We start from the raw sequence: 25,066 nt of genomic DNA on the forward strand, positions 1-25,066 counted from the left end.
GAGTCGTCGCTATTGACCGGGCTCACTGTAGCTGTCCATCCTCTGAAGATTGTGTTTCCTTTTCCGGATCAGGCCGTTCGGCAGTATCTGCGGCGGCGTGTCCGGGCAGCCCCGTACGGGGAAGCGCGCGCACACGGCTCCCCACATCCGTTCCCCTGGCTTTTTGCATATCGATGGCGTGCTGCAGTATTCCTGCAGCCGCAACCTGATCCACCACTTTACGGTGATCTTTGCTGCTCATGCCAGCTTCGTGAAGGTTGCGGTGGGCCGTGACGGTGCTGAGCCGTTCGTCAACCAGGTGCACCGGGACGTCCAAACCTGTGCGGTCCAGTTCGTCAGCCAGCAGCTGGGCGTACTCCGTGGCCATGCGGGCTGAGGCGTGTTCCTCGCCCTTCATGGTCCGTGGCAGGCCCACAAAAATCTGCACGGCTCCCCGGTCTGCCGCCAGGGCAGCAAGAACCCGGACATCCGAATTCTTCTTGGCATTGCGGTCCAGCGTCTTCAGCGGTGTGGCGAGGATCTCATCCCGGTCACAAATTGCGACGCCGACGCGGACGGTCCCCACGTCCACCCCCAGTTTGATGCCCCGGGGGTGGACGCGTGGCTCGGCGGAGGAAGTCACAGTTGGTTAGCGCCTGGTCACAGCATCAACGACGGCGGTCAGTGCGGCGCCGACCTTGGAGGCGTCGGTGCCGCCGCCCTGGGCCACGTCGTCCTTGCCGCCACCGCCGCCGCCGAGGATTCCGGCGGCGAGCCGGACCAGGGCACCCGCCTTCACTCCGGCTTCACGGGCGGCTTCGTTGGTTGCCACCAGGATGACCGGGCGGTCGTTGCTGACGCCGGCCACGGCAACCGTGGAGGCCTCGGAACCCAGCCGGTTGCGCAGGTCCAGGGCGAGGCCGCGGATGTCGTCAGCACCGCTGACCTGGCCGGCGTCGTGCGCGATGACCCGGACGCCGGCGGCGTCCACGGCGGTTCCCGCAAGCTGGGCGGCTGCGGCCGCGAGCTGTTCCTTCCGGAGCCGCTCAAGTTCCTTTTCCGTGGCCTTTAGCTTGGTGAGGGTCGCGGAGATCCGGTCAGCCAGCTGGCCGGAGGGCACCTTGAGCATTTCGGTGAGTTCGGTCACGAGGGCGCGTTCGGCGGCCAGGTGCCGGAAGGCGTCCATGCCGACGAAGGCCTCAACACGGCGGTTCCCTGACCCGACGGACTGCTCGCCGAGCAGGGACAGGCTGCCGATGAGGGAGGTGTTGGAGACGTGGGTGCCGCCGCACAGCTCGCGGGACCACGCGCCGTTGATCTCCACAACCCGGACTTCGCTGCCGTAGTTCTCGCCGAACAGCGCCATGGCGCCGAGGGCCTTGGCTTCGGCGAGGCCCATGACCTTGGTGTCCACGTGGAAGTTGTTCCGGATGGCGAGGTTGGAGACTTCCTCGATCTCGGACTTGGTGGCGGCGCTCAGCCCTTCACCCCAGGCGAAGTCGAAGCGCAGGTAGCCGGCTTTGTTGAACGAACCGCGCTGGGTGGCCTGCGGGCCGAGGATCTGGTGCAGCGCCGCGTGCACGATGTGCGTTCCGGTGTGCGCCTGCTCGGCGGCGTGGCGCCGCTCGCGGTCCACCGCGGCACGGACCAGCGCGTCGGAGGCGATCTCACCCTCGCGGACGATGGCCTTGTGGACGCTCAGGCCCTTGACCGGACGCTGGACGTCCAGGACCTCGACGACGAAGCCGTCGCCGGTGATCAGGCCGGTGTCGGCTGCCTGGCCGCCAGCCTCGGCGTAGAACGGGGTCTCGGCGAGGACGAGTTCGATTTCGTCGCCGGTGGCGGCCTGGGCCACCTTGCTGCCGCCGCTGAGGATGCCGCGGACCCGGGATTCGCCCTCGAGGTCGGTGTAGCCGGTGAAGACGGTCACGCCCTCGGCCAGCAGCTCCTGGAAGGCGGAGAGGTCGGCGTGGCCGCCCTTCTTGCCCTTGGCGTCGGCCTGGGCGCGCTGGCGCTGCTCGAGCATGAGCTTGCGGAACTCGGGCTCGTCCACCTTCAGCCCTGCTTCCTCGGCCATTTCGAGCGTCAGGTCGATCGGGAAGCCGTAGGTGTCGTGCAGCGTGAAGGCGTCGGCGCCGGAGAGCGGGCGGCCGGCCGCCTTGGACTCGTTGACGGCGTCCTCGAGGCGGGCCGTGCCGGACGCGATGGTGCGCAGGAACGCCTTTTCTTCGGCGTAGGCGATCCGGCTGATGCGGTCGAAGTCCGTGTCCACGATGGGGTACACGCCCTTCATGGCGTCCCGCGAGGCGGGCAGCAGGTCCGGCAGGCAGGCCTGTTCCACGCCCAGCAGGCGCATGGAGCGGACCGCGCGCCGGATGAGGCGGCGCAGCACGTAGCCGCGGCCTTCGTTGGAGGGCGTGACACCGTCGGCGATGAGCATCAGCGCCGAGCGGATGTGGTCGGCGACGACGCGCATGCGGACGTCATCGGTGTGGTGCGGATCGTCCTCGGTCTCGGCGGAGGTGTATTCCTTGCCCGAGAGTTTGGCAGCCATGTCGATGACAGGACGGACCTGGTCGGTCTCGTACATGTTCTCGACGTCCTGCAGGATCATGGCGAGGCGTTCCATGCCCAGGCCGGTGTCGATGTTCTTCTTGGGCAGTTCACCCATGATGTCGAACTCGACCTTCGAGCGGACGTTGTCGATCTGGTACTGCATGAACACGAGGTTCCAGATCTCCACGTAGCGGTTCTCGTCGGCGATGGGGCCGCCCTCGGCACCGTAGGACGGGCCGCGGTCGTAGTAGATCTCCGAGCAGGGGCCGGCCGGGCCGGGCTGGCCGGTGGACCAGTAGTTGTCCGACTTGCCCATGCGCTGGATGCGCTCAGCAGGCACTCCGGTGTTCTTGAGCCAGAGTTCCTCGGCTTCGTCGTCCTCTTCGTAGACCGTCACCCACAGCCGTTCGGGCGGAAGTCCGTATCCGCCGTCGGCAACGCCCGTGGTGAGCAGTTCCCACGCGAACTTGATGGCGTCTTCCTTGAAGTAGTCCCCGAAGGAGAAGTTGCCGCACATCTGGAAGAAGGTGCCGTGGCGCGCGGTCTTGCCCACCTCCTCAATGTCACCGGTGCGGATGCACTTCTGGACGCTGGTGGCCCGGGTGTAGGGCGGTTCCTCGCGCGCGGTCAGGTACGGGATGAACGGCACCATGCCGGCAACCGTGAACAGCAGGGAGGGGTCGCTGGAGACCAGCGATGCGGAGGGAACCGCCGTGTGGCCTTTGCTGACGAAAAAATCCACCCAGCGCTTTGTGATCTCCTGCGACTTCATGAGCTGATTACTTACCCTTCTTGGTTCACGCATGCGGGCGCGTGACAGTTTGATTCAGAGGCAGTCCCGGTGGTGGTGGGCGCTGCAGGTTTTAATTCTCGCGCGTTTAGCGGCGGACGACGTCCTGGGCTTCGACACCGAGCGCGGTGCGCAGGTCCGTTTCCCGTTCGCGCATCCCGGCGCGGACGGCGTCGGCGAAGTCGTACACGCCGTCGGCGAGCCGGCCCACGGCCCGGTTCAGGCCCTCGGGGCCAAGCGCCGACTGCGCCTCGGTGACCTTGCGGAACGCGATGACACCAATGGCCACGCCGATTCCCATCCAGACAAGTCGTTTCATTTCAGTTCTCCGGTGGGCTTAGCGGCTGCGGCGGCCGGTGGCGGGCTTCTTGCGGGTGGCGAACGCGGTACGGACGCCGTAGCTGAACGCAGCCACCTTGATTAGCGGCGAACCGACGGTCGCGGCCACGAGGGAGGACAGCGCGGAGATGTTGGCCGAGGCATCGGAAACGTTGGAGGCGATGCCGTCCACCTTCTTCAGCTGCTGGTTGGTGGTGGAGACCGTCGCGGTGACCTCGTCCATGAGCGGGGTGGCGCCGTCACTGATGGAGCGGATGGAAGTCCGCACCTCGTCGAACACCCGCCCCAGCTTGAGGATGGGCACAGCAAGCAACAGGACCAGGAGCGCAAATACCCCGGCCGCGATCAGGCCGGCAATATCGCCACCAGACATAGACGTTCATCTCCTTGAAACTCCGTGGAACTGTACCGGGCATGCGGCGGCCAAAGTGCCGCAGCCGCAAATGTCCCCCAAGTACCTTACATACAAAGAAGCCCGCGGCGCTTGCCACGGGCTTCTTTGTATACGCTGCCGGAATTTAGCGTGCGTAGAATTCGACGACGAGCTGCTCTTCGCAGGTCACGGGGACCTCGGCGCGCTTCGGACGGCGGACCAGGCGGGCCTGGAGGGCGTCCAGCTTGACGTCCAGGTAGGCCGGAACGGCGGGCAGGACGTCGCGGTGGGCGCCGGCTGCTGCAACCTGGAACGGAGGCATGGTTTCGCTGCGGCTGTGGACGTGGACCAGCTGGCCCTCGCCGACGCGGAAGGACGGGCGGTCAACGCGGATGCCGTCAACCAGGATGTGGCGGTGCACAACCAGCTGGCGGGCCTGTGCGATGGTGCGGGCGAAGCCGGCACGCAGCACGAGGGCGTCGAGGCGCATTTCGAGCAGTTCGATGAGGTTTTCACCGGTCAGGCCCTTGGTGCGGCGTGCTTCTTCGAAGGCACGGGTCATCTGGGCTTCGCGGATGCCGTACTGGGCGCGCAGACGCTGCTTTTCGCGCAGACGTACGGCGTAGTCGGAGTCCTGCTTCTTGCGGGCACGGCCATGCTCACCGGGGCCGTACGGGCGGCGCTCCATGTACTTGGCGGCCTTGGGGGTCAGAGCGATGCCGAGGGACCGCGAGAGGCGGGCCTGACGGCGAGCACGAGTGTTGTTAGCCACTTGTGTCCTTCCAATATCTGCGGTGTGTCAGTGTTACTGGCCTCCATCATGGAGAGCATCGGCCAACCGCTGCCTTTTGCTACTGGGCGCAGGGCACTCCGTCGAAGTGGAATTCGGTGGATTGTGCGTCCGTGCCTTGCCAGACAAACATCCATCCTACCATGGAGGTCACTTGCCCCGGACGATCTTCCGCAGCCGTTCGAGCCGGACGGCGATGTCCCGCTCCGCGCCGTTGGCGGTGGGCTCGTAGTAGTCGCGGCCCACGAGGTCGTCCGGCGGGTACTGCTGGGCGGCCACCGAGTGCGGGGCATCGTGGGCGTACTTGTAGCCCACGCCGTGGCCGAGCTGCTTGGACCCGGGGTAGTGGGAGTCGCGCAGGTGCGCGGGGATCCCGTTGCCCAGCCCGGCCCGCACGTCCGCGATGGCCTTGTTGATGCCCATGTAGGCGGCGTTGGACTTGGGCGCCGTGGCCAGGTGGACCACTGCCTCGGCGAGGACGATGCGGCCCTCAGGCATACCGATGAGCTGCACGGCCTGTGCCGCGGCAACCGCCGTCTGCAGTGCCGTCGGATCCGCCATGCCCACGTCCTCCGCGGCCGAAATCACGATCCGGCGGGCCACGAACCGCGGGTCCTCCCCCGCCTCCAGCATCCGCGCGAGGTAGTGCAGTGCCGCGTCCACGTCGGAGCCCCGGATCGATTTGATGAATGCGCTGGCCACGTCGTAGTGCTGGTCGCCGGCGCGGTCGTAGCGGACGGCTGCGGCGTCCACGGCACGCTCGGTGTGCCGCAGGTCCACGGTGACCGGCTCCCCTGCACCGACACCTCCCGTGCCGCCTGCATCATCGTCACCGTCATCATCAGTGTCACCGTCCCCGGCAACGGCACTTTCGACGTCGTCCGCGTCACCGAACGCAACGCCGGCAGCGGCCTCCAGCGCCGTGAGCGCCCGGCGGGCGTCCCCGCCGGACAGCCGGACGAGGTGTTCCAGCGCCTCGTCGCGGAGCCGGACGTTGCCGTTTAGCCCGCGCGGGTCCTCGACAGCCCGCACCAGCAGGCCCTCGATGTCCGCGTCGGTGAGCGGCTTGAGCGTCAGGAGCAGCGAGCGGGACAGCAGCGGCGAGACCACCGAGAACGACGGATTTTCCGTGGTTGCCGCCACCAGGACGACCCACCCCTTTTCGACGCCGGGCAGCAGCGCGTCCTGCTGTGCCTTGTTGAAGCGGTGGATCTCGTCGAGGAACAGGACCGTGGTGGTCTTGTACAGGTCGCGGGCGGTCAGGGCGTCATCCATGACGCGGCGGACATCCTTGACCCCGGAGGTGATGGCGGAGAGCTCCACGAACTTCCGCCCGGGCCCGCGTGCGATCACATGGGCCAGCGTGGTTTTCCCGGTGCCTGGAGGACCCCAGAGGATGAGTGAACTGGGGCCGGCCGGACCGGCAGCATCGGCACCGGCTGCCAGCTGCCGCAGCGGGGACCCCTGGCCCAGCAGGTGCTGCTGGCCCACCACCTCGTCCAGTGTGCGCGGACGCATCCGGACAGCCAGCGGGCTGCGCGGAGAACGCGACTGTGTTGAACGGGACTGGGCTGAGCGAAACTGGCCGGAATCAGCGGCGTCGTCGGTGTCGCCGTCGTTCCCGTCGTCGCTGTCCTGTGCCGCCGAGCCAAAGAGATCATCCACATAGATAGGCTACTTCTAGATTCAGCAGGAAAAATCCGGCCACGAAAGCGGGGAAACCGGCAATGCCAGGCAGCCGTCCGGAACAGGGACATGCAGCGCAGGGACGCGCGGCGTCCACCAGGACCGCGTTCGTCCCCGGCGCGCGGCTGGCCGGCTGGGTGGAGCGGTTTGCTGCCAGTCACGGCGTCCTTGATTATGAGGACCACGACGACGGCGTACGGCTGGCTGCCGCGGACGGCGCCACCGCCCTGCTTGTGGCGCCTTGGCCCGACGATGGCCGGCCGGGGCGCGGGGCAGGCCTCGTGGAGCGGCTGGCGTCCCTGGCGTCCCAGCCCCGCACGGTGGGCCTGGTCCTGGTCCGCCGCGGAGGATACGGCGTGGCCGTGGCCAGTGAGGGGGTCATCCGCGCCGCCAAGACCGGTTCCAAATATGTGCAGTCCCGCACCGCGGCCGGCGGCCAGTCGCAGCAGCGGTTCGCCCGGCGCCGCGCCAACCAGGCGGATGCGATGGCCGAGGCGGTGGCGGAGCAGGCGCGGCTGGTGTTTTCCGGCCAGGTCTTCGAATACATCCTCCCGGGCGGTGACCGCGCCCTGGCCGACGAAGTCCTGGCACTGCCTGCCCTGAAACCCTGGGCAGGGCTGCCGCGCCTGGCCTACCTCGACGTTCCCGATCCCCGCGCCGCCGTCCTGAGGAAGGCCGCTTCGGACGCCTGTGCGGTGCGGGTCACGGTGACGGACCCGCCCGGGAAGTAGCGGCGCTGCGGCGACCCTGCCCGTTTCGACGGTTCCCCGCCCGCTAGACGTTGCGCAACGTCGTGCGGGCACGGAACCGTCGAAATGGAGCGCAGCCGCCTACTCCTCGGGTGCCAGCGTCACGGTGACCCCGTTCAGGTCCCGGCTGAAGCCCACCTGGCAGGAGAGCCGCGAGCCGCATTCCCGGTAGCCCTCGGCCTCCACGAGCAGCTCGAGTTCGTCCTCGCTGCGGTCCTCGAGCGTGTCGAAGACCTCCTGCTCCAGGAACACGTGGCAGGTGGCGCAGGAGGCGGTGCCGCCACAGGACGCCAGCACGGGCAGGTCGTTGTCCCGCAGGGCCTCCATCATGCTCTGGTCCGGCTCCCATTCAAGATCATGGGTGGCGCCTTCGCGGTCGACGACGGTCAGTTTGTTGTTGCTCATGCCGGTTTCCTTAGGATCGGGCTGCCGCAAGGTCAGCGGCTGCATGGTCATGGTTGGGGGTGCCGGAGATGGCTTCGGCGAGGGGGATGGCGGAGTCTGCGGCGAGCACCGGGTCAATCCGGGTTCCCAGGGCTATAAGCCGCTTGGCCGTGCGGAACTCGGCCAGGTTGGCGATGGTGTCGACGGCGGCGAGGCGGCCGTCGCGGAGGTAGACCACGGAGAATTTGCCACCGGCCGGTTCGCCGCGGACGATTACGTCGTCCCCGGGATGGCGGACGCCGGCGGTCTGCAGCCGGACACCGTGCTGGACGGTCCAGAACCACGGAACTTCCGGTTCGGCGGCCGGTTGACCCGTGATGTGCGCGGCCACCCGGTCTGCCTGCGCCAGCGCATTCTGGATGCACTCGAGCCGCTGGCTGGCGCCGTCGATGGGACTGGTGAACCGCGTGACGTCCCCGCTGGCGTAGATGGCGGGATCGGAGGTCCGGCCGTCCCCGTCCACGAGGATGCCGTCGCGGCACTCAAGGCCGGCATCCGCAGCCAGCTCCTGGTTGGGCAGGACGCCGATGCCGGCGAGGACGACGTCGGCAGGAAAGTTCGTGCCGTCGGCCACGGTCACGCTTTCGGCCCGCTCCCCGCCATCGATGGATGTGACCGCGGCGCCGAAGACGAACCGGACCCCGTGCCGCCCGTGGAGCTGCTCGAAGTGGCGCGAGACCGGGGCTGATGTTACCCGGCTCATCACACGGTCCTGGAATTCGAGCACTGTGACTTCGCAGCCCTTCGCGGCCGCCGCTGCGGCCACCTCCAGTCCGATGTACCCGGCGCCGATGATGGCCACGCGGGCTCCCGGCACCAGCAGCCTTTTGAGTTCGAGGGCGTCGTCCCGGGTCCGCAGGGATCTCACACCCGGAAGGCCGGCACCTGGCACCGTGAGCGGCCGGGCCCGCGAACCCGTGGCGATGACGAGCCGGTGGTAGGCCTGCCGGGTCCCGTTGGACAGCAGCACGGTCCGGCCGTTCCTGTCGATGGACTCCGCGGCGACCCCGGCCAACCTGGCGATGCCCTTGTCCGCATAGAACTTCTCCTTGCGGAGCACGGCTGGGTCGTCGGGGGCGCCGCCCTTCAGGAGTTCCTTGGAGAGCGGCGGCCGTTCATAGGGCAGCCCGCTTTCGGAGTCGATCAGCAGAATTCCGCCTTCCCAGCCGCGGGCATGGAGGCCCGCGGCGACGGCGACGCCGGAGTGTCCCGAGCCGACGATGACCACCGGCTCCTGTGCCGCTGCGGTGACTTCTGTCTCTGCCCAGCCTTCTGTGCCTGCCCAGCTATGCATTGGTTTCCTCCAGAACTACGTGCAGGTGCTCCGGGCCCGAGTTCGTCAGGTTGTTGCCGCGCACGTATTCAATGGGCTTGTCCGGATCCAGCGTGAGCGACGCCAGCTTTTCGGCAAGCAGCTTCACGGTGACCAGGACCTCCAGCCGGGCAAGCGGCGCACCGAGGCAGCTGTGGACGCCGTGCCCGAAGCCGAGGTGGCCGTCGTTGTTGCGGTCGATGTCGAAGCGCTCGCCGTCGGGGTACTTCCTGCTGTCCCGGTTGGCGGCGGCGGGCAGCAGCCGGACAATCGCGCCGGCCGGGATCGTCACGCCGGCAACCTCCACCTCCTCCGTGGTGATCCGGCTGGCCCGCTGGACGGTGCCGCGGTAGCGGGCCAGTTCCTCGACGAAGAGGTTCGCGTCATCCGGATTCCGGCGGATCCGCTCCAGCAGCCCTGGCTGCTCGCTGAAGATCCGGAATGCGTTGGCCAGCAGGATGGTGGTGGTGTCGTGGCCTGCGACGAACACAAAGGCGCAGAGCTCCTTGGCTTCCTTCTCGCTGAGCAGGCCTTCCTTCCACATCCGGGCGATGTGTCCGCCGACGGAGTCGCTCTCCTCGCGGTACAGGCGCTCCATGGTGTCTTTGAGATAGGCGAAGAACTCGAAGGTGCTTTGCTCGTCGGTGCCTGTGCCCTGGGCGTTGCGGGCCAGCCGGCCAAAGTAGCTGAAGGTCTCGTCGGACCAGAATTTCATCTTCTCGAAATACTCCGCCGGAACGTCGAGCAGGGCGCTGATGGTGGACATGCTCAGCGGGATGGCGTAGTCGTCCACGGCGTCCCCGCCGCCGCCGGCGAGCATCGGTGCCAGATATTTTTCGGCGTTCTCCCGCACCCGGTCCTCGAAGCGGGCAATGGCTTTGGGGATGAAGGCCTGCGCCACCACCTGGCGGAGCCTCGTGTGGTTGGGTGCGTCGAACAGCGTCAGGAAGGTCAGCGGAACCGGGTCCACAACCTGCGAGGAGAAGACTTTCGGTGCCCGCATGGCCCGGCGGACGTCGTCGTACCGGGAGATGAACCAGACATCCGATACCGGTGAATGGGCACGGAGCACCGGCGCGTTCTCGCGCATCCACTGATAGTGCCGGTATGGATCGCCCTGGGTCCCGTCGTCCACCACCTTGAAGGGCGCCATACCCTCGGGCCAGTCGAGTTCATGCGAGTACGGGGGCAGGATTTCCGTCTGTAGAGCAGACATCATCGTCCTTCTTTCCGGTTGGCTTCGGCGTCATCGGGTGTGATCCGCCTCTCACTCCACAGTGCGGGATCCGCCGCACCCGCCCCCACAGGTCTTCCGTTCATCGGGTGCGAAAGTCCGCGCCATTGGGCCGGACGGATTCAGCCGGCCCGGCAGGACAACTAAGCGGATTTCAGCGCGCGGGAGATCCCGTGCGCAGCGGTCAGCAGGGCGGGGACGATCAGCGGAACCGCAGCGTCCTGCCGCGGCACGATCGCGTTGAGCGCCGCGGCGACCGTGTTCCCGGGCCCGAAGACAGGCACCGCGATGCCCGTCCATTCGGTGACGCCTATGCCGGGCAGGGCTACGTAGCCGCGCTGCCTGATCTCGGCCAGGTGCCTGCGGATGAGCGCAGGGTCCGTAATAGTCTCGGGGGTCATGGCCTTCAGGGGCTTTGAGAGCACCCCGGACTGGACTGCCGGCGGCGAAAACGCCAGCAGCACCAGGCCGGACGAAGCGGCGTGGATGGGCATCCGCTGTGCAATGTGGGCTGCGTCCAGGCTGGAGCGCGGCGAGGAAAGGCGCTCCACGTACAGCACGGTCCCGTGGTCCAGAACGGCCAAGGTGGTGTGCTGGTGAACGGCTGCCTGGACATCCTCCATGAACGGCAGCGCCAGCTCGCGGAGGTTCAGCGCACGGGAGCCCCGGGCCGCAAGCTCCCACATCCGCATCCCGGAACACAGGTTCCCGTCCGGCAGCCGCTCAATCAGGCCGTGCAGGACGAGGTCATCCACCAGCCGGTGCGCTGTGGTCAGCGGGAGGCCTGCGCGGCGGGCGAGGCCGGAGAGCGTCATGGCCGGCACGTCCCGGTCGAAGGCGCCCATGAGCCGCACCACGCGGCTGATTACAGATTCCCCAGAGGGGGAGTTCGCCATGGCGGTCTCCGGCCCGCCGTCTAGCGGGGCACCGCGGTGGCTGGCTGCGACCCGGCGTGGCCCCCCGCCTGGTCCATGCAGCGCTCGCCGGCAAGCCTGGCAACGTCGCGTCCGGCACGGTAGCCGAACACCAAGGCCGGGCCGATGTGGGAGCCGTAGCCGGGGTACCCGCCACCGAAGACGCTCACCGCGGCCGCGCCCACGGCCAGGAGCCCGGGAACCACCGACCCTTCAGCCGTGACCACCTCGGAGTTTTCGTTGACGCCGAGGCCGGCGAACGTGCCCAGATCGCCCATCTGGATCTTCGCCGCGAAGTACGGACCCTTGCCCACCGGCGCGAGGTTCGGGTTCGGCTTGTGCTCGAGGTCGCCCCGGAAGTGGTTGTATTGGGTGGAGCCGCGGCCGAAGGCCGGGTCCTCGCCGCGCTCAGCCGCCGGGTTAAAGCCGGCGACGGTGGCTTCCAGTCCCGCGGCGTCGATGCCGAGCTTTCCGGCCAGCTCGGCCAGGGTGTTCCCCCTAACCAGGTAGCCGGTCCGGTAGAAGTAGCCGCGCGGCAACGGCCATGGCTTGGCATAGCCGATGCCGTATTTGTGCATCGTTTTCGCGTCACCGATCACGTAGCCGAAGGTCCGGCCCTCGCCCTTGTTGTGCTCGATCATGGCTCCGCCGAAGTCGTGGTAGCTCAGGGCCTCGTTGCCGAAGCGCCTCCCGTGGCGGTCGACGGCGATCAGCCCGGGCAGGCCGATGGCCCGCAGGTGCGGAAAGAGCCGCTGTCCGCCCCTGAGGTATTTGAACACCGTCACCGGGGCCCAGGAGCCAACGCTGAACACGGAATCGTCGATGTAGCCGCCCGCTCCCATCGCAAGCGTGGCGGCGTCCCCGCCGTGGCCCACCGTGGGGGTGAAGTGGTCGTCGCCGCCGGCGTCGTGCGGAAAATACCGCTGCCGCAGTTCCCTGTTTCCGGAAAAACCGCCGGCAGCAAGGATGACGCCGGCCCGTGCGGTGACGGTGACGGCCCGCTCTCCGCCGATGACCGCGCCGGTGACGGTCCCGGCGTCGTCCCTGGTGAGGGACAGCGCGGGTGCCGACTTCCACAAACGGACGCCCAGGTCGTCTGCGCTCTTGACCATCCTGGTCATCAGGGCATTGCCGTTGGAGCGCAGGACCGGACGCTTGTAGCGGGCGGCGTCGGCCCAGGTCCGCAGCAGCTTTTTGGCAACGTAGATAAAGGATTTGACTGACTGGTTCACGTGGAAGAACTCGTTGATGTCCGGCCCCACCTGCGGCATGTAGCCAAAGACTGTGTAGGAACTCATGTACGGCTGCATCAGGAGCCGTTTGTCCCCCAGCACGCGTGCGTCCACGTCCTGCGGCAGGATGGCCCGGCCGGACAGCTTCGCCCCGGGCAGGTCCATCTGGTAGTCCGGGGCCTTCTCCGGGTAGGTGAATTTCACGTCGGTTTCGTTTTCGAAGAAGGAGACGGCCTCGGGGACCGTGTCCAGGAAGTTCCGGACCCCTGCCTCGTTGAAGGTCTCGGGCGCCAGGTTCTTCAGGTAGGTCTCGGCATCCTCGCGCGTATCGCCCTGCTCCACGCCCTGCTTGTTGCCGGGGACCCAGGCCCAGCCCGCCGAAATGGCAGTGGTCCCGCCAAAGTACTGCTCCTTTTCGGCGACGATCACGCTCAATCCCTGCGAGGCCGCCTTCAACGCAGCCGCCATCCCGGCCACGCCCGAGCCGATGACGAGGACGTCACAGACCGCCGTCTTTGCGGTTTCTGCCATGGTTCCTGCTCCATTCTGCCTGCGGGCCACTCCTTTGCGGCGGCAGGCGTTGACTGACGAACCCCCAGTAGATCCGGCAGCGCGGCCGCCCGGGAGGAGGATTACCATTGAGCGGTAATCGACAGGAGGAACAGTGGCCAACTCCGCATCCGGCGAGTCGATCATCGGCCGGTTCGTGAAGATCGTGAGCGCCTTCGATGACCGGCACCCCGCCATGAGCGTTGCCGAACTCGGGCGCCGCACCGGCCTGCCGGTTACCACCACGTACCGCCTGGTCAACGACCTGCTGCTCGAGCGGCTGCTGGAACGCGAGCCCGGCGGGGACATCCACATCGGCACGCGGATGTGGGAGCTGGCGTCGCGCGGCTCAAAAATGCTCGGTTTGCGGGAAGCCGCCCTGCCGTTCATGGAGGACGTCCAGGCCGTGGTGCAGCACTCCACCACGCTGGGCATCCTCGACTCCGACGAGGTGCTGTACATCGAGCGGCTCAGCTCGGACAAGACCATCGTGGACATCACCAAGATTGCCGGCCGGCTGCCGGTCCACGCCACGTCCTCGGGACTGGTGCTGCTGGCCCACTCCCCTGCCGCCTACCAGGACTCTTTCCTGGCCCGGCCCCTGACCAAATTCACCGAAACCACGCTGACCGAGCCGGCCGCGCTCCGGCGCCACCTGGCCGAGATCCGGCAGCGCGGCTTCGCTGCCATGCCGGGAGTGATCGTGCCGGAGTCCAGTGGCATCGCCGTGCCGGTATTCGGCCCCGACAACACGGTCCGCGCCGCGCTCAGCGTTGTGGTGCCGCGCAACGAGGAGAACGCGCCCGCCCGGGTGCCTGTCCTGATGGCGGCGGCCCGCGGGATCTCGCGGGCCCTGGGCTGGCGGGGCGAGCTGAAGGGAACCCTCCGGCAAAGCCACTAAAGGCACTTTTGCCGTTCATCGGCAATCGTGTGGTTGCCCTCACAGGTCCCCTGCCACGCTGGCTGGAAAGCAGCGACGAGGCTGCAGGATCCCGAGGAGCACCACATGAATCCCATCCAGAACCGCGTGGCCGGAAAGACCGCCATTGTCACCGGGGGCCGAGGAGACCTGGGCAGCGCCACCGCCGCCCTCCTGGCCGAACACGGAGCGAAGGTCGCCAGCCTGGACGTTGCCGGCACCCCGGCCGCCGCTGCCCACCAAAACATCAGTGAGTACGACGTCGATGTCACCAGCGAGGCCAGCGTCGCCGAGGCCATCCGCCGGGTCCGCGACGAACTGGGCACGCCGGACGTCCTGGTCAACGCCGCTGGCATCATCGGCCCGGCGGGCGCCTCCCATACCGCGTCGACAGCCGACTTCGACGCGATCTTCAACGTCAACGTCAAGGGCGTCTGGCTGATGACCAAGCACGTGGTGCCCGGCATGATCGAAAAAGGCACCGGCAGCATCGTTAATTTCTCTTCCATCCACGGCCTCACCGGCGGCCGGAATGTGCCGCTGTACCACGCCACCAAGGGCGCCGTGCGGCTCCTGAGCAAGTCGGACGCCGCGGCCTACGGCCGCTACGGGATCCGGGTGAACTCCATCCATCCCGGATCCATGAACACCCGGATGAGCCGCCGCTCTGCGGAGCAGTCGGGCATCGGTCCCGAGGCCTACTACAAGCAGCTGGTGGGCTCCAATCCGCTGCCCCGCCAGGGCGAACCGGACGAGATCGCCTACGGCGTGCTCTACCTGGCCTCGGACGAGTCGCGCTTCACCACGGGCTCGGAACTGGTCATCGACGGCGGCTACACGGCTGTCTGACGCCGCCCCCTTAGCTGCCGCAGCACCCATCATCTTCCTTTTGAAAGGCAACACCCCATGAAATTCGTCAACGGCACCTTCGCGGACACTTACGACGTCGTCGTCGTCGGTTCCGGTGCGGGAGCACTCACCGCGGCCGCCACCGCCGCCTGTGCCGGCAAGTCCGTCGTCGTCCTCGAAAAGACTGATCTGCTGGGCGGGACCTCCGCCGTGTCCGGCGGCATGCTCTGGGTGGCGGACAACCACCACGCCAGGAAGGCCGGGATCACCGATTCCAAGGCAGCGGCGGCGGAGTATGTCCGCGCCGTCGCCCGCGGCAGGGGCCGGGAGGAACTGCTGGATGCAGCGCTAAACCATGGCAACCAGATGCTCCGCTTCCTCGAGCAGGAGTGCGGCGTCCGCTTCATCTTCCTCGACAACTTTCCCGATTACCGGCAGGATCTCCCCGGCGCCATGACGGGCGGTCGCACCGTGGAACCCGAGCTGTTCAACAGCGCCGAAGCGCTGGGCGGCCTCCGGAAGCACGTGCGCAGTGACGGCCGTGCCCCGTTCACCATGCAGGAATACGAGGAGTGGGGCGCCTTCACCAAGTTCCCGTGGGACGAACTGGCCGCCCGCCAGAATGACGGCCTCGTGGCCAAGGGGCAGGCGCTCGTTTCCATGCTGCTCGCCAGCCTGGTCCGCGACGGGGCCGCCCTGGTCACGGGGGCACGCGGGCACCGCCTGCTCACCGACGGCCTGCTCACCGACGGAGGCCGGGTGACCGGCGTCGAACTCGAAGCCGGCGAAACGTTCCATGCCAGGGACGGCGTGGTGCTCGCGACCGGCGGCTTCGAATGGGACAAGGCCCTGGCCGACTCGATGCTCGCGTCCCGGCTCTACACGATGTGCTCGCCACCTTCGAATACCGGCGACGGGCTGCGCATGTCGCAGCGCATCGGCGGCCAGACCCGCGGCACGCGCGAGGCCTGGTGGGCGCCGATGTCCGTCACCGGTGACACCCGCGACGGCCAGCCGGTGGGCACCCTGCTCCGGTTCGAACGGCAGGGCCCGGGATCCATCATGGTGAACCGGCACGGCCGCCGCTTCGCCAACGAGTCGCAGAACTACAACGACCTCGCCCGCAGCCTGCAGTCATGGGACTCCGCCGCCAACCGCACACTGAACACCCCGGCGCACGTGATCGTGGACCACGGCTACCTGGAGCGCTACGGCATCCTCGCCCACCGCGCCGGCCAGCCGACGCCGGACTACCTGGTCGAGGCGCCCACCCTGGCCGAACTCGCCGCCAGGATCAACGTTCCGGCCGAAAACCTGGAAGCCACAGTGGCCCGGTTCAACGGGTTCGCGGCCCGGGGCGAGGACCCGGACTTCGGCCGCGGTGAGAGCGCCTACGACAAGTACTGGGGCGACGCCGACTGCCCGTGGCCGAACCCGTCGCTGGGCCCGCTCGAGTCCGGACCGTTCTATGCGCTGGAGGTGGTGAACGGGGCCTTCGGCACCAATGGCGGCGTGGCCACCGACGGATCAGCCCGCGTGCTCGACGTCGACAACCGCCCCATCCCGGGCCTGTTCGCCGCCGGCAACACCACCGAGAACGCGTACGCGGCAGGCTATCCCGGAGCCGGTGCCACCCTCGGGCCCATCATGACCATGGGCTACCTCGCCGGCCGGACCCTGGCCGGCCAGTCACCCGACTACACGTCCCCCGAGAGTCACGCCGCGCCGTCGCCGGTGGCCGAGCTTGCCGGGACCGGTGCCTGAGATGATCCGGCATACTGTGCTCTTCCAGTTCAAGCCTGACTTCCCGCCGGCCGAAAGGCAGGCCTGGATTGACGGGCTCAACCACATGGCCGGAAAGATCCCCGGCATGCTCAGCCTCAGTCATGGCCCGGACGTCCTCAACACCGAGCGTTCCTTCGACTACGCCATCGTGGCCGACTTCGAAAGCGTCGAGGACATCGCGGTGTACAACACGCATCCGCTCCACGAGCCGCTGAAGGCGTACTCGTTCCCCAACAGCCGGCAGATCCTCGCGGTGGACTTCCACCTCCCGGACACCCCGCCGGCACCCATTGAGACAACGCAGTCTTAAGGAGATTCCCTTGACCACCACCCCATCACCGCAGGCAACTCAGCCGGCCCCGCGGAAAACGCCCCGCAAGGCCGCCCTGGCGTCCTTCCTCGGCAGCACGCTGGAGTACTACGACTTCTTCATCTACGGCACCGCCGCCGCCCTGGTGTTCCCCCACCTTTTCTTCCCCTCCGCGGACCCGGCCATCGGCCTCATCGGCGCGTTCGCCACCTTCGGCGTCGCGTATGTGGCGAGGCCTGTCGGCGGCTTGGTGATGGGGCATTTCGGCGACAAGCTGGGACGCAAGAAGATCCTGCTGCTGACGCTCGGCATCATGGGCCTGGCGTCCCTCGGCATCGGCTTCCTGCCCACCTATGAGCAGCTGGGCGTCTGGGCGCCCATCCTGCTGGTGGCTGGCCGCCTGGCGCAGGGCTTCTCCGCCGGCGCGGAATCGGCTGGCGCCTCCACCTTGACGCTGGAACACTCGCCCGAAGGCAAACGCGGCTTCTTCACCAGCTTCGTGATGACCGGGTACGCCTCCGGCATGGTGCTGGCCACCCTGGTCTTCATCCCGGTGACGTCGCTGCCCCGGGACGCCATGATGGGGTGGGGCTGGCGCATCCCGTTCTGGCTGTCCATCGTGGTGCTGGCCATCGCCTACTGGGTCCGCACGCACCTGGATGAAACGCCTGTCTTCGAGGAGGCCCAGGAACGCCGCCAGGTGGCCCCGATGCCCCTCAAGGAAGTCCTCCGCTTCCAGGCCCCGGACGTGCTGCGGGTGGCGGGAATGTCCATCATGTCCGTGATGCAGACCATCTTTACCGTGTTCGGACTCGCCTACGCGACGTCGGACGCCGGGTTTGACCGGGCCTCGATCCTGACAGTGAACGCCGTGGCCATCGGCCTGTCCATGTTCGCCATGCCGCTGGCGGCCAGGCTGTCGGACCGCATCGGCCGCCGCCCCCTCCTGCTGACGGCGGCGATCGGCTGCTCCGTCACGATCTTCCTGTACTTCCTGGCGCTCTCCTCCGGCAGCATCGTGCTGGTGTTCCTTGCCGCGTTCCTGAACATGACGGTGCTGTACTCGGGCTTCAACGGCGTCTGGCCGGCGTTCTTCGCCGAACAGTTCGCAGCACCCGTCCGCTACTCCGGCATGGCATTGGGCAACCAGTTCGGCCTGGTCCTGGCTGGATTCGGCCCGATGATCGCCGGGATGCTGCTGGCCCCCGGAGCCTGGGGCTGGGTGCCCGTGGCAGTCTTCGGCACTGTCTGCATGCTGATCGCCGCAGGATCCGCGTTCTGGTCCCGCGAGACTGCCGCCACGCCCATCGGGGAACTCGGCGGACCGTATCTGGCGGGGACCGCACGCCGGCGGCAGGCCGAAGCACAGCAGCCCGCCCTCCAGGCCCGCTGAGCCGAAGCCGCTTCCGGAAGGAAAAGACCATGACACCACACACCCGCCGCGAACTGCAGTCGGCAGCAGGGGACCCGGCAGAGAGTCAGAGCGAATTCGACGGCAAGCTGGTCAGCGCCCCCTGGCTGGGCCTGCACTACCGGTCCGAAGCCTTTTAGCACCCCGCTGCCGCCGCTCCGTTTCGACGGTTCCCTGCGCGTAAGACGTTGCGCAACGTCGAGCGGGCAGGGAACCGTCGAAACGGCGGGATGGAAGGGCCGTTCGGCAGCCGGTCAGGGATCGCCGCGGCCGCTCCTGCCGGTAGTAATAGCGGGACACCTCAGAGAACCCTGCCCGGGAGTACAGCTCCCGGGCACCGGTGTTCGACGCCATCACCAGCAGCCAGTAGCCGGCCAGCCCTCTCGCCGCACCGGCACTGAACAGGGCCTGCTGTACCCGGGTGGCGTACCCACGGCGCCGGGCATCGGGCCGCGTGGCCATGCAGTACAGCCCGCCCCAGCTGCCTGCCCTGCTGGGCACAATGGCAAGGCGTCCGACGGCGGCCGGCCCGCCGCCGTCGTCCCTCACCAGCGCGTACAGCGCCGGGCAGGCCGTGAGGATGGCACGGGCCGTCTCCAGTTCCGCGGCGCCGCCGCGGCCGTCCACGGTCCACCACAGGTCCAGCCATTCCGCCGACGGATGGGCAGTGATTTCGACGCCGGAGCCGGGTTCCGGGGCATCCCCGCCGGCCGCAAGGGCAAAGTCAGCTGCCGGCGGCGTATCAGCTGCACGCACCAGGATCAGCGTCTCGGATTGCCTGGTGAAGCCTTCCTCGTCCAGGACGGCGTTCAGAGCGGAGCTGCCGGCAGTATCGAACACCTGGAAGATCACCGGCAGCCGGCGGCGGCGGTACCAGGCCCGGGCGTGCCGCAGCGCGGTGAGCCGCTCATCCCCCGTACCCAGGGGCTCCGAGCGCGGCCAGAGGGAGTTGGCGCGCTGGCTGACGCCGCCGGCCGCGCGGAGAACCCAGCCGCCGGACACCTCCCGGTCGGGTGCGGGCCAGGCCGCATCCATGGCGGACTCCAGATCAGGCAACACGGCCACGGCACTCCTTCGTCAACGGCAGGAGGCTCCCCCGATCTGCTGAACAGATCCGGGGAGCCTCCTGCTCCTGGTTCAAGCTTCGCGATAGCTCACGCGTCAGGCCAGGCGGCTCAGTCGGCCTTCTTCTCTTCCGGCTTCTTGGCCTCGGGCTTGAAGTCGACGCCGGCCTCCTTGCGCTGCTGCCCGGTGATCGGCGCCGGGGCGTCGGTCAGGGGGTCGTGGCCGCCGCCGGACTTCGGGAAGGCGATGACGTCGCGGATCGAGTCCACGCCGGCCAGCAGCGCCACCACGCGGTCCCAGCCGAAGGCGATGCCGCCGTGCGGCGGGGCGCCGTACTTGAAGCCCTCCAGCAGGAAGCCGAACTTCGTCTGCGCATCGGCCTTGTCCAGGCCCATGAGCTCGAAGACGCGCTCCTGGACTTCGCGTTCGTGGATACGGATGGAACCGCCGCCGATCTCGTTGCCGTTGCAGACGATGTCGTAGGCGTAGGAGAGCGCGGCCTCCGGGTCCTGGTCAAAGTTGTCCAGGAATTCGGGCTTCGGCGAGGTGAAGGCGTGGTGCACGGCAGTCCACTGGCCACCGCCGACGGCAACATCGCCCGACGCCACCGCGGCAGCGGCGGGTTCGAACATGGGGGCGTCAACAACCCAGCAGAAGGCCCACGCGTTGGGGTCGATCAGTCCGGTGCGGTGCCCGATCTCAACGCGGGCAGCACCGAGCAGCGCTCGGGACGGCGTCTTCTCGCCGGCGGCGAAGAAAATGCAGTCGCCCGGCTTGGCGCCAACGGCGTCGGCCAGGCCGGCGCGCTCGGTCTCGGTGAGGTTCTTGGCCACGGGGCCTGCGAGCTCGCCGTCCTCCTTGTAGAGGACGTAGGCCAGGCCCTTGGCGCCGCGCTGCTTGGCCCATTCCTGCCAGGCATCGAGTGCACGGCGGGCCTGCGAGGCGCCGCCGGGCATGACGACGGCGCCAACGTAGGGAGCCTTGAAGACGCCGAAGTTGGTGTCCTTGAAGAACCCGGTCAGTTCGGTCAGCTCCTGGCCGAACCGCAGGTCCGGCTTGTCCGAGCCGAACCGCGCCATGGCGTCGGCGTAGGTGATGCGCTGGATCGGCGTCGGGATTTCGACGTCGATCAGCTTCCAGACAGCCTTGACGATATTTTCGCCGAGCCGGATGATGTCGTCCTGCTCGACGAAGCTGGCCTCGATGTCGAGCTGGGTGAACTCGGGCTGGCGGTCCGCACGGAAGTCCTCATCGCGGTAGCAGCGGGCGATCTGGTAGTACTTCTCGAACCCGCCCACTTGCAGGAGCTGCTTGAACAGCTGCGGCGACTGCGGCAGCGCGTACCAGGAACCCGGCGCCAGACGGGCGGGGACCAGGAAGTCACGGGCACCTTCCGGCGTCGAACGCGTCAGCGTGGGCGTCTCGATTTCGACGAAGCCCTCTTCGTGCAGCAGCTCACGGGCCACGCGGTTGGCCTCGGAGCGGAGGCGGATGTTGCGGCTGGGGCCGGGGCGGCGCAGGTCCAGGTAGCGGTGCTTGAGCCGGGCTTCCTCGCCCACTTCCACATGCTCGTCGATCTGGAAGGGCAGCGCGTCGGCGGTGTTGAGGATGACTACCTTGTCCGCCATGACCTCCACCTCGCCCGTGGCCAGGGCAGGGTTCTCGTTGCCTTCCGGGCGCTTGGAGACCGTGCCGGTGACCTGGAGCACATATTCGTTGCGCAGCCCGTGGAAGACCTCTTCCTCACGGACCACCACCTGCGCCACGCCCGAGGCGTCACGCAGATCGACGAATGCGACACCACCGTGATCACGACGGCGGCCAACCCAGCCTGCCAGGGTTACGGTTTGTCCAATGTGCTCGGAGCGAAGTGATCCGAGGTCATGTGTGCGCAGCACAGCATTCCTTTCAGAAGGAAGACAGAATGAAGTTTAAATACGATCGTTGCGGAAACGATCCCGTCCGAGTTTACCCGTTTGAAAGGTTCCTGCCCCGCCATGACCAAGCACCAGCAGCTGCAACGAAGGCTGGGTGTGGCCGACGCAACAGCCATCGGGCTCGGATCCATGCTCGGCGCCGGCGTTTTTGTCGTCTTCGCACCGGCCGCCCGGCTCGCCGGATCGTTGCTCCTGGCGGCCATCGCCCTGGCCGGCGCCGTGGCCTACTGCAACGCCGTGGCGTCCGCCCAGCTCGCGGCAAAGTACCCGCAAAGCGGCGGGACGTACATCTACGGCCGGAAGCAACTGGGCGAGTGGCCCGGCTTCCTGGCCGGCTGGGGCTTTGTCACCGGCAAGTCGGCCTCCTGCGCGGCCATGGCCCTGACCTTCGGCCATTATGTTGCGCCGGGCTACGCCACCCCCGTGGCCGTCGCCGCGGTGGCCGCACTGACCGGCGTGAACCTGCTGGGCATCACCCGGACCGCTTTCCTGACCCGCATCCTGCTGGCCGTGGTCCTGGCGACGCTGGCCTTCGTGGCGGCGGCGAGCATTCTGGGACCGCACGTTGCCGCCGGCGGGACAGTTTCCGGCCCGTCCGGCGCCGTTTCCGGACCGGGCAGCGCCTGGGGCGTCCTGCCCGCGGCGGGCCTGGTGTTCTTCGCCTTTGCCGGGTACGCGCGCATCGCCACACTGGGCGAGGAGGTCAAGGACCCCGTGCGCGTCATTCCGCGCGCCGTCCTCGGCGCCCTGGCCGGCGCGCTGGTCATCTACCTGCTGCTGGGGGCGCTGCTGCTGGCGCATCTTTCCGTGGACGTGCTGGCATCCTCCACGGCGCCGCTGCTCGACGCCGTGGAACAGTCACGGCTGGCCGCCGGAGCGCCGGCCGTCCAGGCCGGGGCCGCAGCCGCGTCTCTCGGTGCACTGCTGGCCCTCATCACGGGGGTGGGGCGCACGGCCATGGCGATGGCCCGCGAACGCGACCTGCCCGGCCCCCTGGCACGGGTGGGCGGGCAGCATCCGGTGCCGGTGACCGCCGAACTGGCGGTGGCCGCCGTCGTCGTTCTGTTGTTGCTCACCACCGACGTGCTGACGGTGGTGGGCTTTTCCAGCTTCGGAGTCCTGCTCTATTACGCCGTGACAAATGCCGCAGCGTTCACGCTCCGGGACCGGCCCCGGCACGCACCCCGATGGTTGAACGCCGCGGGGCTGGCCGGGTGCCTGGTGCTGGCGTTCACCCTGCCGGCCGCCTCGGCGCTCGGCATGGCGGCCATTATGGCCGCCGGACTGGCCGGCCGCGCCCTTGTGCTGGCGTTCCGGAAGCGGCGGTTGAGCTAGCCCCGGGCGCGAACGCTAGGCCGGGGGTGCGGCGATGACCTGGACGCGGATGTCGTCGTCCGACGGCGTCCACGTCGCCGGGTCGGCGTCGACCTGCACGCCGGAGCGGATGTCCTTGACCTGGTGCTTGCCGTCCTCGTCCGTGAACCAGACGAACGGGATGCCGCGCCGGTCGGCGAACTTGATCTGCTTGCCGAATTTCTCGGCCTTGGCGGCCACCTCGGCAGCGATGCCGCGGCTGCGCAGCTCCGTGGCGACGTCCTGCGCCTCGCCCCAGTTCTCGTCCGAGGTCAGCGCCACGAACACTGCCGTGGGCACGGAACGGGAGGCCTTGGCCAGGTCCTGGCTGAGGATGCGGGAGACGAGCCGGGTCACGCCGATGGACAGCCCGACGCCGGGGAACTTCCGGTTGCCCTTGCTTGCCAGGGCATCGTAGCGGCCGCCGGAGCAGATTGAGCCGAGCTGCTCGTGGCCCACCAGGACGGTTTCCACGACGGTTCCGGTGTAGTAGTCCAGGCCGCGGGCGATGCTGAGGTCGGCGACGACCTTGCCGGGCGCCCGCTTCACGGCGGCCTCGATCACCTGTTCGAGTTCGTTCAGGCCCTCCTCCAGGAGGTCGTTGCTGACTCCCAGCGAGCGGACCTGCGCCGCGAAGGACGTGTCCTCGGTCTTGATGCCGGCCAGTTTGAGGGCGGCCTGTGCCTGCTCGTCGGTGGCGCCGAGCTCGGACTTGAGAAGCTCCGCCACCTTCTCCGGGCCGATCTTTTCCAGTTTGTCGATGCTGCGCAGCACGCCGGCGGTATCGGTCAGGCCGATTCCCCGGTAGAAGCCTTCCGCGAGCTTTCTGTTGTTGATGCGCAGCCGGAACTCGGGGATCGGGAGGGCGCCCAGGGCCTCGGCGATGACCAAAGCGATCTCGACGTCGTAGCGGAAGGGCAGCTCGCCGTCGCCCACCACGTCAATGTCCGCCTGCGTAAACTCGCGGGCACGGCCTTCCTGCGGGCGTTCGCCGCGCCAGACCTTCTGGATCTGGTAGCGGCGGAACGGGAACGCCAGGTAGCCGGCGTTTTCCACGACGTACCGGGCGAAGGGCACGGTGAGGTCGAAGTGCAGGGCGAGGGCGTGCGGGTCGTGCTTGCCCTTGGCTTCCTCTCCCTCATCGTCCTGGAGCCGGCTCAGGCCGTAGACCTCTTTGTCGATCTCGCCCTTGCGGAGCAGCTGGCCCACGGTCTCCACTGCGCGGGTCTCGATGGAGCCGAATCCGTGCAGCTCGAAGGTGCGGCGCAGCGAGTCCAGGACATGCTGCTCCACCAGCCGCTCCTCGGGAAGCCACTCGGGGAATCCGGACAGGGAGGCGGTGCGTGCCATGGTGGAGTTTCTCCTCAGGTAACGAAGGCCGGTGCCGCTGCGCAAATTTCCGCGTCGCCATTTGAATCAAACAGCTGCGGCAGCGGCGGGAGTCCAGCCTGTTCTGCATAAACTTATGTGCGGCAGCCAGTTTATGCTTTCGGCGCCTGCATCTCTAATGCGGGAAGGCCGGGCGCCGGCCGGCTGCCGCAGTTCAATCTGCAGCAGTGCAATCTGCTGCCGGGGATGCCTTCAGGGGCCTGCCCGGCGGGGCAGTCCGATCGATGAGGAGGACCCGTGGCGGCCAGTCCACGCGAAACACGCGAAGCCAAAAGGCGCATCCAGCAGATGGAAGCCAAACGCGAGCTTCGCCGTGACCAGGAGAAACGCCGCAAGCGGGACAACCTGATAGCGGGTGGTGCGGGGGCCGCGGCGGTGGTGCTCGCCGTCGTTCTTCAACTGACGGTGTTTGCCGGGAACCCGACCGAAGAGGAATTCGCTGCCGCCGAGGCGGGCCTGGCCACGCCGTCGGCCACCCCTTCCGCCTCCGCCACCCCGACGGCAACGCAGACCAACGGCGCCAACATCCCCAAGCCCGCGATGGCGGCCGGCAAAACGTTCACCGGCTCGCTGACGCTGAACCGGGGCACCCTCGGCGTGCAGCTGGACGGCACCAAGGCCCCGCAGGCAGCGGCGGTGTTCAAGTCACTGGCTGACCAGAACTACTACAAAGGCGTCAGCTGCCACCGCCTCACCACCGCCGAGAACTTCGGCGTCCTGCAGTGCGGCTCCAAGACCGGCGACGGCCAGGGCGACCCGAACTACACGTGGGGGCCGCTGGAGAACACGCCGGCGGACAACAAGTACCCTGCCGGCACCATTGCGGTGGCCCGCACCGGCAACAACGCCTACGGCAACGGCACCCAGTTCTTCATCGTCTACAAGGACACCGTCATACCGGCGGACTCCGCCGGCGGCTACACCATCGTGGGCAAGGTGACCTCGGGCCTTGATGTCGTCACGAAGATTGCGGCTGCGGGACTTAAGACGGGCGAAAGTGGCACGGACGGCGCACCTGCGGAAGCAGTCACGATAGACTCGTTTTCTCTGAAGTAGGAACCTTGTGGCACCAGCGGCCGCAAGGGACTTATGAATGGGTAT

22 protein-coding genes and 1 pseudogene are annotated in these 25,066 nt (G+C 67.9%); 9 read left to right on the forward strand and 14 right to left on the reverse strand.

Going from position 1 to position 25,066, the window contains the following annotated elements; genetic code table 11:
• Positions 1 to 22: 22 nt before the first annotated feature.
• The 6 genes from ruvX to ACFTSA_RS14340 form a co-directional block, all read right to left on the reverse strand.
• Positions 23 to 622, reverse strand: a complete 600-nt coding sequence (ruvX, locus tag ACFTSA_RS14315) for a Holliday junction resolvase RuvX (RefSeq protein WP_377952100.1) — start codon at positions 620 to 622, stop codon at positions 23 to 25.
• Positions 623 to 628: 6 nt separating this feature from the next.
• Positions 629 to 3,307 carry an alanine--tRNA ligase gene (gene alaS, locus ACFTSA_RS14320; protein ID WP_377952101.1) on the reverse strand — a complete coding sequence of 893 codons (2,679 nt, stop codon included), beginning with the start codon at positions 3,305 to 3,307 and terminating at the stop codon, positions 629 to 631.
• A gap of 106 nt (positions 3,308 to 3,413) precedes the next feature.
• Positions 3,414 to 3,644, reverse strand: coding sequence for a DUF6167 family protein (locus ACFTSA_RS14325; RefSeq protein WP_377952102.1), 231 nt, complete (start codon positions 3,642 to 3,644; stop codon positions 3,414 to 3,416).
• A gap of 18 nt (positions 3,645 to 3,662) precedes the next feature.
• Positions 3,663 to 4,037 carry a DUF948 domain-containing protein gene (locus ACFTSA_RS14330; RefSeq protein WP_307103150.1) on the reverse strand — a complete coding sequence of 125 codons (375 nt, stop codon included), beginning with the start codon at positions 4,035 to 4,037 and terminating at the stop codon, positions 3,663 to 3,665.
• A gap of 145 nt (positions 4,038 to 4,182) precedes the next feature.
• A complete protein-coding gene (gene rpsD / locus ACFTSA_RS14335; RefSeq protein ID WP_377952103.1) occupies positions 4,183 to 4,809 on the reverse strand; it encodes a 30S ribosomal protein S4 in 627 nt (208 codons plus the stop codon).
• A 168-nt stretch (positions 4,810 to 4,977) separates the two neighbouring features.
• Positions 4,978 to 6,492: a replication-associated recombination protein A gene (locus tag ACFTSA_RS14340; RefSeq protein ID WP_377952104.1), complete on the reverse strand. Its 1,515-nt coding sequence runs from the start codon at positions 6,490 to 6,492 to the stop codon at positions 4,978 to 4,980.
• 62 nt (positions 6,493 to 6,554) lie between these two features.
• Here ACFTSA_RS14340 and ACFTSA_RS14345 point away from each other — a divergent pair, with 62 nt between their 5' ends.
• Complete coding sequence (locus ACFTSA_RS14345; RefSeq protein WP_377952105.1) at positions 6,555 to 7,244, forward strand: acVLRF1 family peptidyl-tRNA hydrolase; 690 nt, start codon at positions 6,555 to 6,557, stop codon at positions 7,242 to 7,244.
• A 99-nt stretch (positions 7,245 to 7,343) separates the two neighbouring features.
• Here ACFTSA_RS14345 and ACFTSA_RS14350 read toward each other — a convergent pair whose 3' ends face one another.
• From ACFTSA_RS14350 to ACFTSA_RS14370, 5 genes are all read right to left on the reverse strand, one after another.
• Positions 7,344 to 7,667 carry a 2Fe-2S iron-sulfur cluster-binding protein gene (locus tag ACFTSA_RS14350; RefSeq protein ID WP_190602686.1) on the reverse strand — a complete coding sequence of 108 codons (324 nt, stop codon included), beginning with the start codon at positions 7,665 to 7,667 and terminating at the stop codon, positions 7,344 to 7,346.
• A 10-nt stretch (positions 7,668 to 7,677) separates the two neighbouring features.
• On the reverse strand, positions 7,678 to 9,000 hold the full coding sequence (locus ACFTSA_RS14355) for an NAD(P)/FAD-dependent oxidoreductase (protein ID WP_377952106.1): 1,323 nt from the start codon (positions 8,998 to 9,000) through the stop codon (positions 7,678 to 7,680).
• On the reverse strand, positions 8,993 to 10,234 hold the full coding sequence (locus ACFTSA_RS14360; protein ID WP_377952107.1) for a cytochrome P450: 1,242 nt from the start codon (positions 10,232 to 10,234) through the stop codon (positions 8,993 to 8,995). Before ACFTSA_RS14360 ends, ACFTSA_RS14355 begins: the two co-directional genes overlap by 8 nt.
• Positions 10,235 to 10,395: 161 nt before the next feature.
• Positions 10,396 to 11,148, reverse strand: coding sequence for an IclR family transcriptional regulator (locus ACFTSA_RS14365; protein ID WP_377952108.1), 753 nt, complete (start codon positions 11,146 to 11,148; stop codon positions 10,396 to 10,398).
• 20 nt (positions 11,149 to 11,168) lie between these two features.
• A complete protein-coding gene (locus ACFTSA_RS14370; protein WP_377952109.1) occupies positions 11,169 to 12,929 on the reverse strand; it encodes an FAD-dependent oxidoreductase in 1,761 nt (586 codons plus the stop codon).
• A gap of 133 nt (positions 12,930 to 13,062) precedes the next feature.
• Here ACFTSA_RS14370 and ACFTSA_RS14375 point away from each other — a divergent pair, with 133 nt between their 5' ends.
• From ACFTSA_RS14375 to ACFTSA_RS14400, 6 genes are all read left to right on the forward strand, one after another.
• Complete coding sequence (locus ACFTSA_RS14375; RefSeq protein WP_377952111.1) at positions 13,063 to 13,848, forward strand: IclR family transcriptional regulator; 786 nt, start codon at positions 13,063 to 13,065, stop codon at positions 13,846 to 13,848.
• 105 nt (positions 13,849 to 13,953) lie between these two features.
• Positions 13,954 to 14,715 carry an SDR family NAD(P)-dependent oxidoreductase gene (locus ACFTSA_RS14380; protein ID WP_377952112.1) on the forward strand — a complete coding sequence of 254 codons (762 nt, stop codon included), beginning with the start codon at positions 13,954 to 13,956 and terminating at the stop codon, positions 14,713 to 14,715.
• A 57-nt stretch (positions 14,716 to 14,772) separates the two neighbouring features.
• Positions 14,773 to 16,479: an FAD-dependent oxidoreductase gene (locus tag ACFTSA_RS14385; RefSeq protein ID WP_377952113.1), complete on the forward strand. Its 1,707-nt coding sequence runs from the start codon at positions 14,773 to 14,775 to the stop codon at positions 16,477 to 16,479.
• Position 16,480: 1 nt separating this feature from the next.
• Positions 16,481 to 16,810: a Dabb family protein gene (locus ACFTSA_RS14390; RefSeq protein WP_377952114.1), complete on the forward strand. Its 330-nt coding sequence runs from the start codon at positions 16,481 to 16,483 to the stop codon at positions 16,808 to 16,810.
• 10 nt (positions 16,811 to 16,820) lie between these two features.
• Positions 16,821 to 18,203 carry an MFS transporter gene (locus ACFTSA_RS14395; protein ID WP_377952115.1) on the forward strand — a complete coding sequence of 461 codons (1,383 nt, stop codon included), beginning with the start codon at positions 16,821 to 16,823 and terminating at the stop codon, positions 18,201 to 18,203.
• A gap of 29 nt (positions 18,204 to 18,232) precedes the next feature.
• Entirely contained in the window at positions 18,233 to 18,361 is a 129-nt protein-coding gene (locus ACFTSA_RS14400; protein WP_377952116.1) for a hypothetical protein, read from the forward strand.
• Between the two features lie 106 nt (positions 18,362 to 18,467).
• On the opposite strand, the pseudogene ACFTSA_RS14405 reads toward ACFTSA_RS14400, so the two are convergent.
• Positions 18,468 to 19,256 (reverse strand): annotated as a pseudogene (locus tag ACFTSA_RS14405) (GNAT family N-acetyltransferase); the annotation flags it as partial.
• 140 nt (positions 19,257 to 19,396) lie between these two features.
• A complete protein-coding gene (gene aspS, locus ACFTSA_RS14410; RefSeq protein WP_377952117.1) occupies positions 19,397 to 21,184 on the reverse strand; it encodes an aspartate--tRNA ligase in 1,788 nt (595 codons plus the stop codon).
• A 99-nt stretch (positions 21,185 to 21,283) separates the two neighbouring features.
• Here aspS and ACFTSA_RS14415 point away from each other — a divergent pair, with 99 nt between their 5' ends.
• Positions 21,284 to 22,558: an APC family permease gene (locus ACFTSA_RS14415; RefSeq protein ID WP_377952119.1), complete on the forward strand. Its 1,275-nt coding sequence runs from the start codon at positions 21,284 to 21,286 to the stop codon at positions 22,556 to 22,558.
• Between the two features lie 15 nt (positions 22,559 to 22,573).
• Here ACFTSA_RS14415 and hisS read toward each other — a convergent pair whose 3' ends face one another.
• Positions 22,574 to 23,926, reverse strand: a complete 1,353-nt coding sequence (gene hisS / locus ACFTSA_RS14420; protein ID WP_377952120.1) for a histidine--tRNA ligase — start codon at positions 23,924 to 23,926, stop codon at positions 22,574 to 22,576.
• Positions 23,927 to 24,202: 276 nt separating this feature from the next.
• On the opposite strand from hisS, the gene ACFTSA_RS14425 reads away from it, so the two are divergent.
• The gene (locus ACFTSA_RS14425; protein ID WP_377952121.1) at positions 24,203 to 25,021 is read left to right on the forward strand and encodes a peptidylprolyl isomerase; all 819 of its coding nucleotides are present in this window, start codon (positions 24,203 to 24,205) and stop codon (positions 25,019 to 25,021) included.
• Positions 25,022 to 25,066: the final 45 nt, after the last annotated feature.

Source organism: Arthrobacter sp. NPDC057013 (assembly GCF_042674585.1).
In the GTDB taxonomy this organism is placed as follows: Bacteria; Actinomycetota; Actinomycetes; order Actinomycetales; family Micrococcaceae; genus Arthrobacter.

What these genes read in the sequence shown, in the direction of transcription:
- alaS (WP_377952101.1), bottom strand. Translation starts at nt 3,307, where the DNA reads ATGAAGTCGCAGGAGATCACAAAGCGCTGGGTGGATTTTTTCGTCAGC.
- ACFTSA_RS14325 (WP_377952102.1), bottom strand. Translation starts at nt 3,644, where the DNA reads ATGAAACGACTTGTCTGGATGGGAATCGGCGTGGCCATTGGTGTCATC.
- ACFTSA_RS14330 (WP_307103150.1), bottom strand. Translation starts at nt 4,037, where the DNA reads ATGTCTGGTGGCGATATTGCCGGCCTGATCGCGGCCGGGGTATTTGCG.
- ACFTSA_RS14345 (WP_377952105.1), top strand. Translation starts at nt 6,555, where the DNA reads ATGCCAGGCAGCCGTCCGGAACAGGGACATGCAGCGCAGGGACGCGCG.
- ACFTSA_RS14350 (WP_190602686.1), bottom strand. Translation starts at nt 7,667, where the DNA reads ATGAGCAACAACAAACTGACCGTCGTCGACCGCGAAGGCGCCACCCAT.
- ACFTSA_RS14355 (WP_377952106.1), bottom strand. Translation starts at nt 9,000, where the DNA reads ATGCATAGCTGGGCAGGCACAGAAGGCTGGGCAGAGACAGAAGTCACC.
- ACFTSA_RS14360 (WP_377952107.1), bottom strand. Translation starts at nt 10,234, where the DNA reads ATGTCTGCTCTACAGACGGAAATCCTGCCCCCGTACTCGCATGAACTC.
- ACFTSA_RS14365 (WP_377952108.1), bottom strand. Translation starts at nt 11,148, where the DNA reads ATGGCGAACTCCCCCTCTGGGGAATCTGTAATCAGCCGCGTGGTGCGG.
- ACFTSA_RS14370 (WP_377952109.1), bottom strand. Translation starts at nt 12,929, where the DNA reads ATGGCAGAAACCGCAAAGACGGCGGTCTGTGACGTCCTCGTCATCGGC.
- ACFTSA_RS14380 (WP_377952112.1), top strand. Translation starts at nt 13,954, where the DNA reads ATGAATCCCATCCAGAACCGCGTGGCCGGAAAGACCGCCATTGTCACC.
- ACFTSA_RS14385 (WP_377952113.1), top strand. Translation starts at nt 14,773, where the DNA reads ATGAAATTCGTCAACGGCACCTTCGCGGACACTTACGACGTCGTCGTC.
- ACFTSA_RS14390 (WP_377952114.1), top strand. Translation starts at nt 16,481, where the DNA reads ATGATCCGGCATACTGTGCTCTTCCAGTTCAAGCCTGACTTCCCGCCG.
- ACFTSA_RS14400 (WP_377952116.1), top strand. Translation starts at nt 18,233, where the DNA reads ATGACACCACACACCCGCCGCGAACTGCAGTCGGCAGCAGGGGACCCG.
- ACFTSA_RS14415 (WP_377952119.1), top strand. Translation starts at nt 21,284, where the DNA reads ATGACCAAGCACCAGCAGCTGCAACGAAGGCTGGGTGTGGCCGACGCA.
- hisS (WP_377952120.1), bottom strand. Translation starts at nt 23,926, where the DNA reads ATGGCACGCACCGCCTCCCTGTCCGGATTCCCCGAGTGGCTTCCCGAG.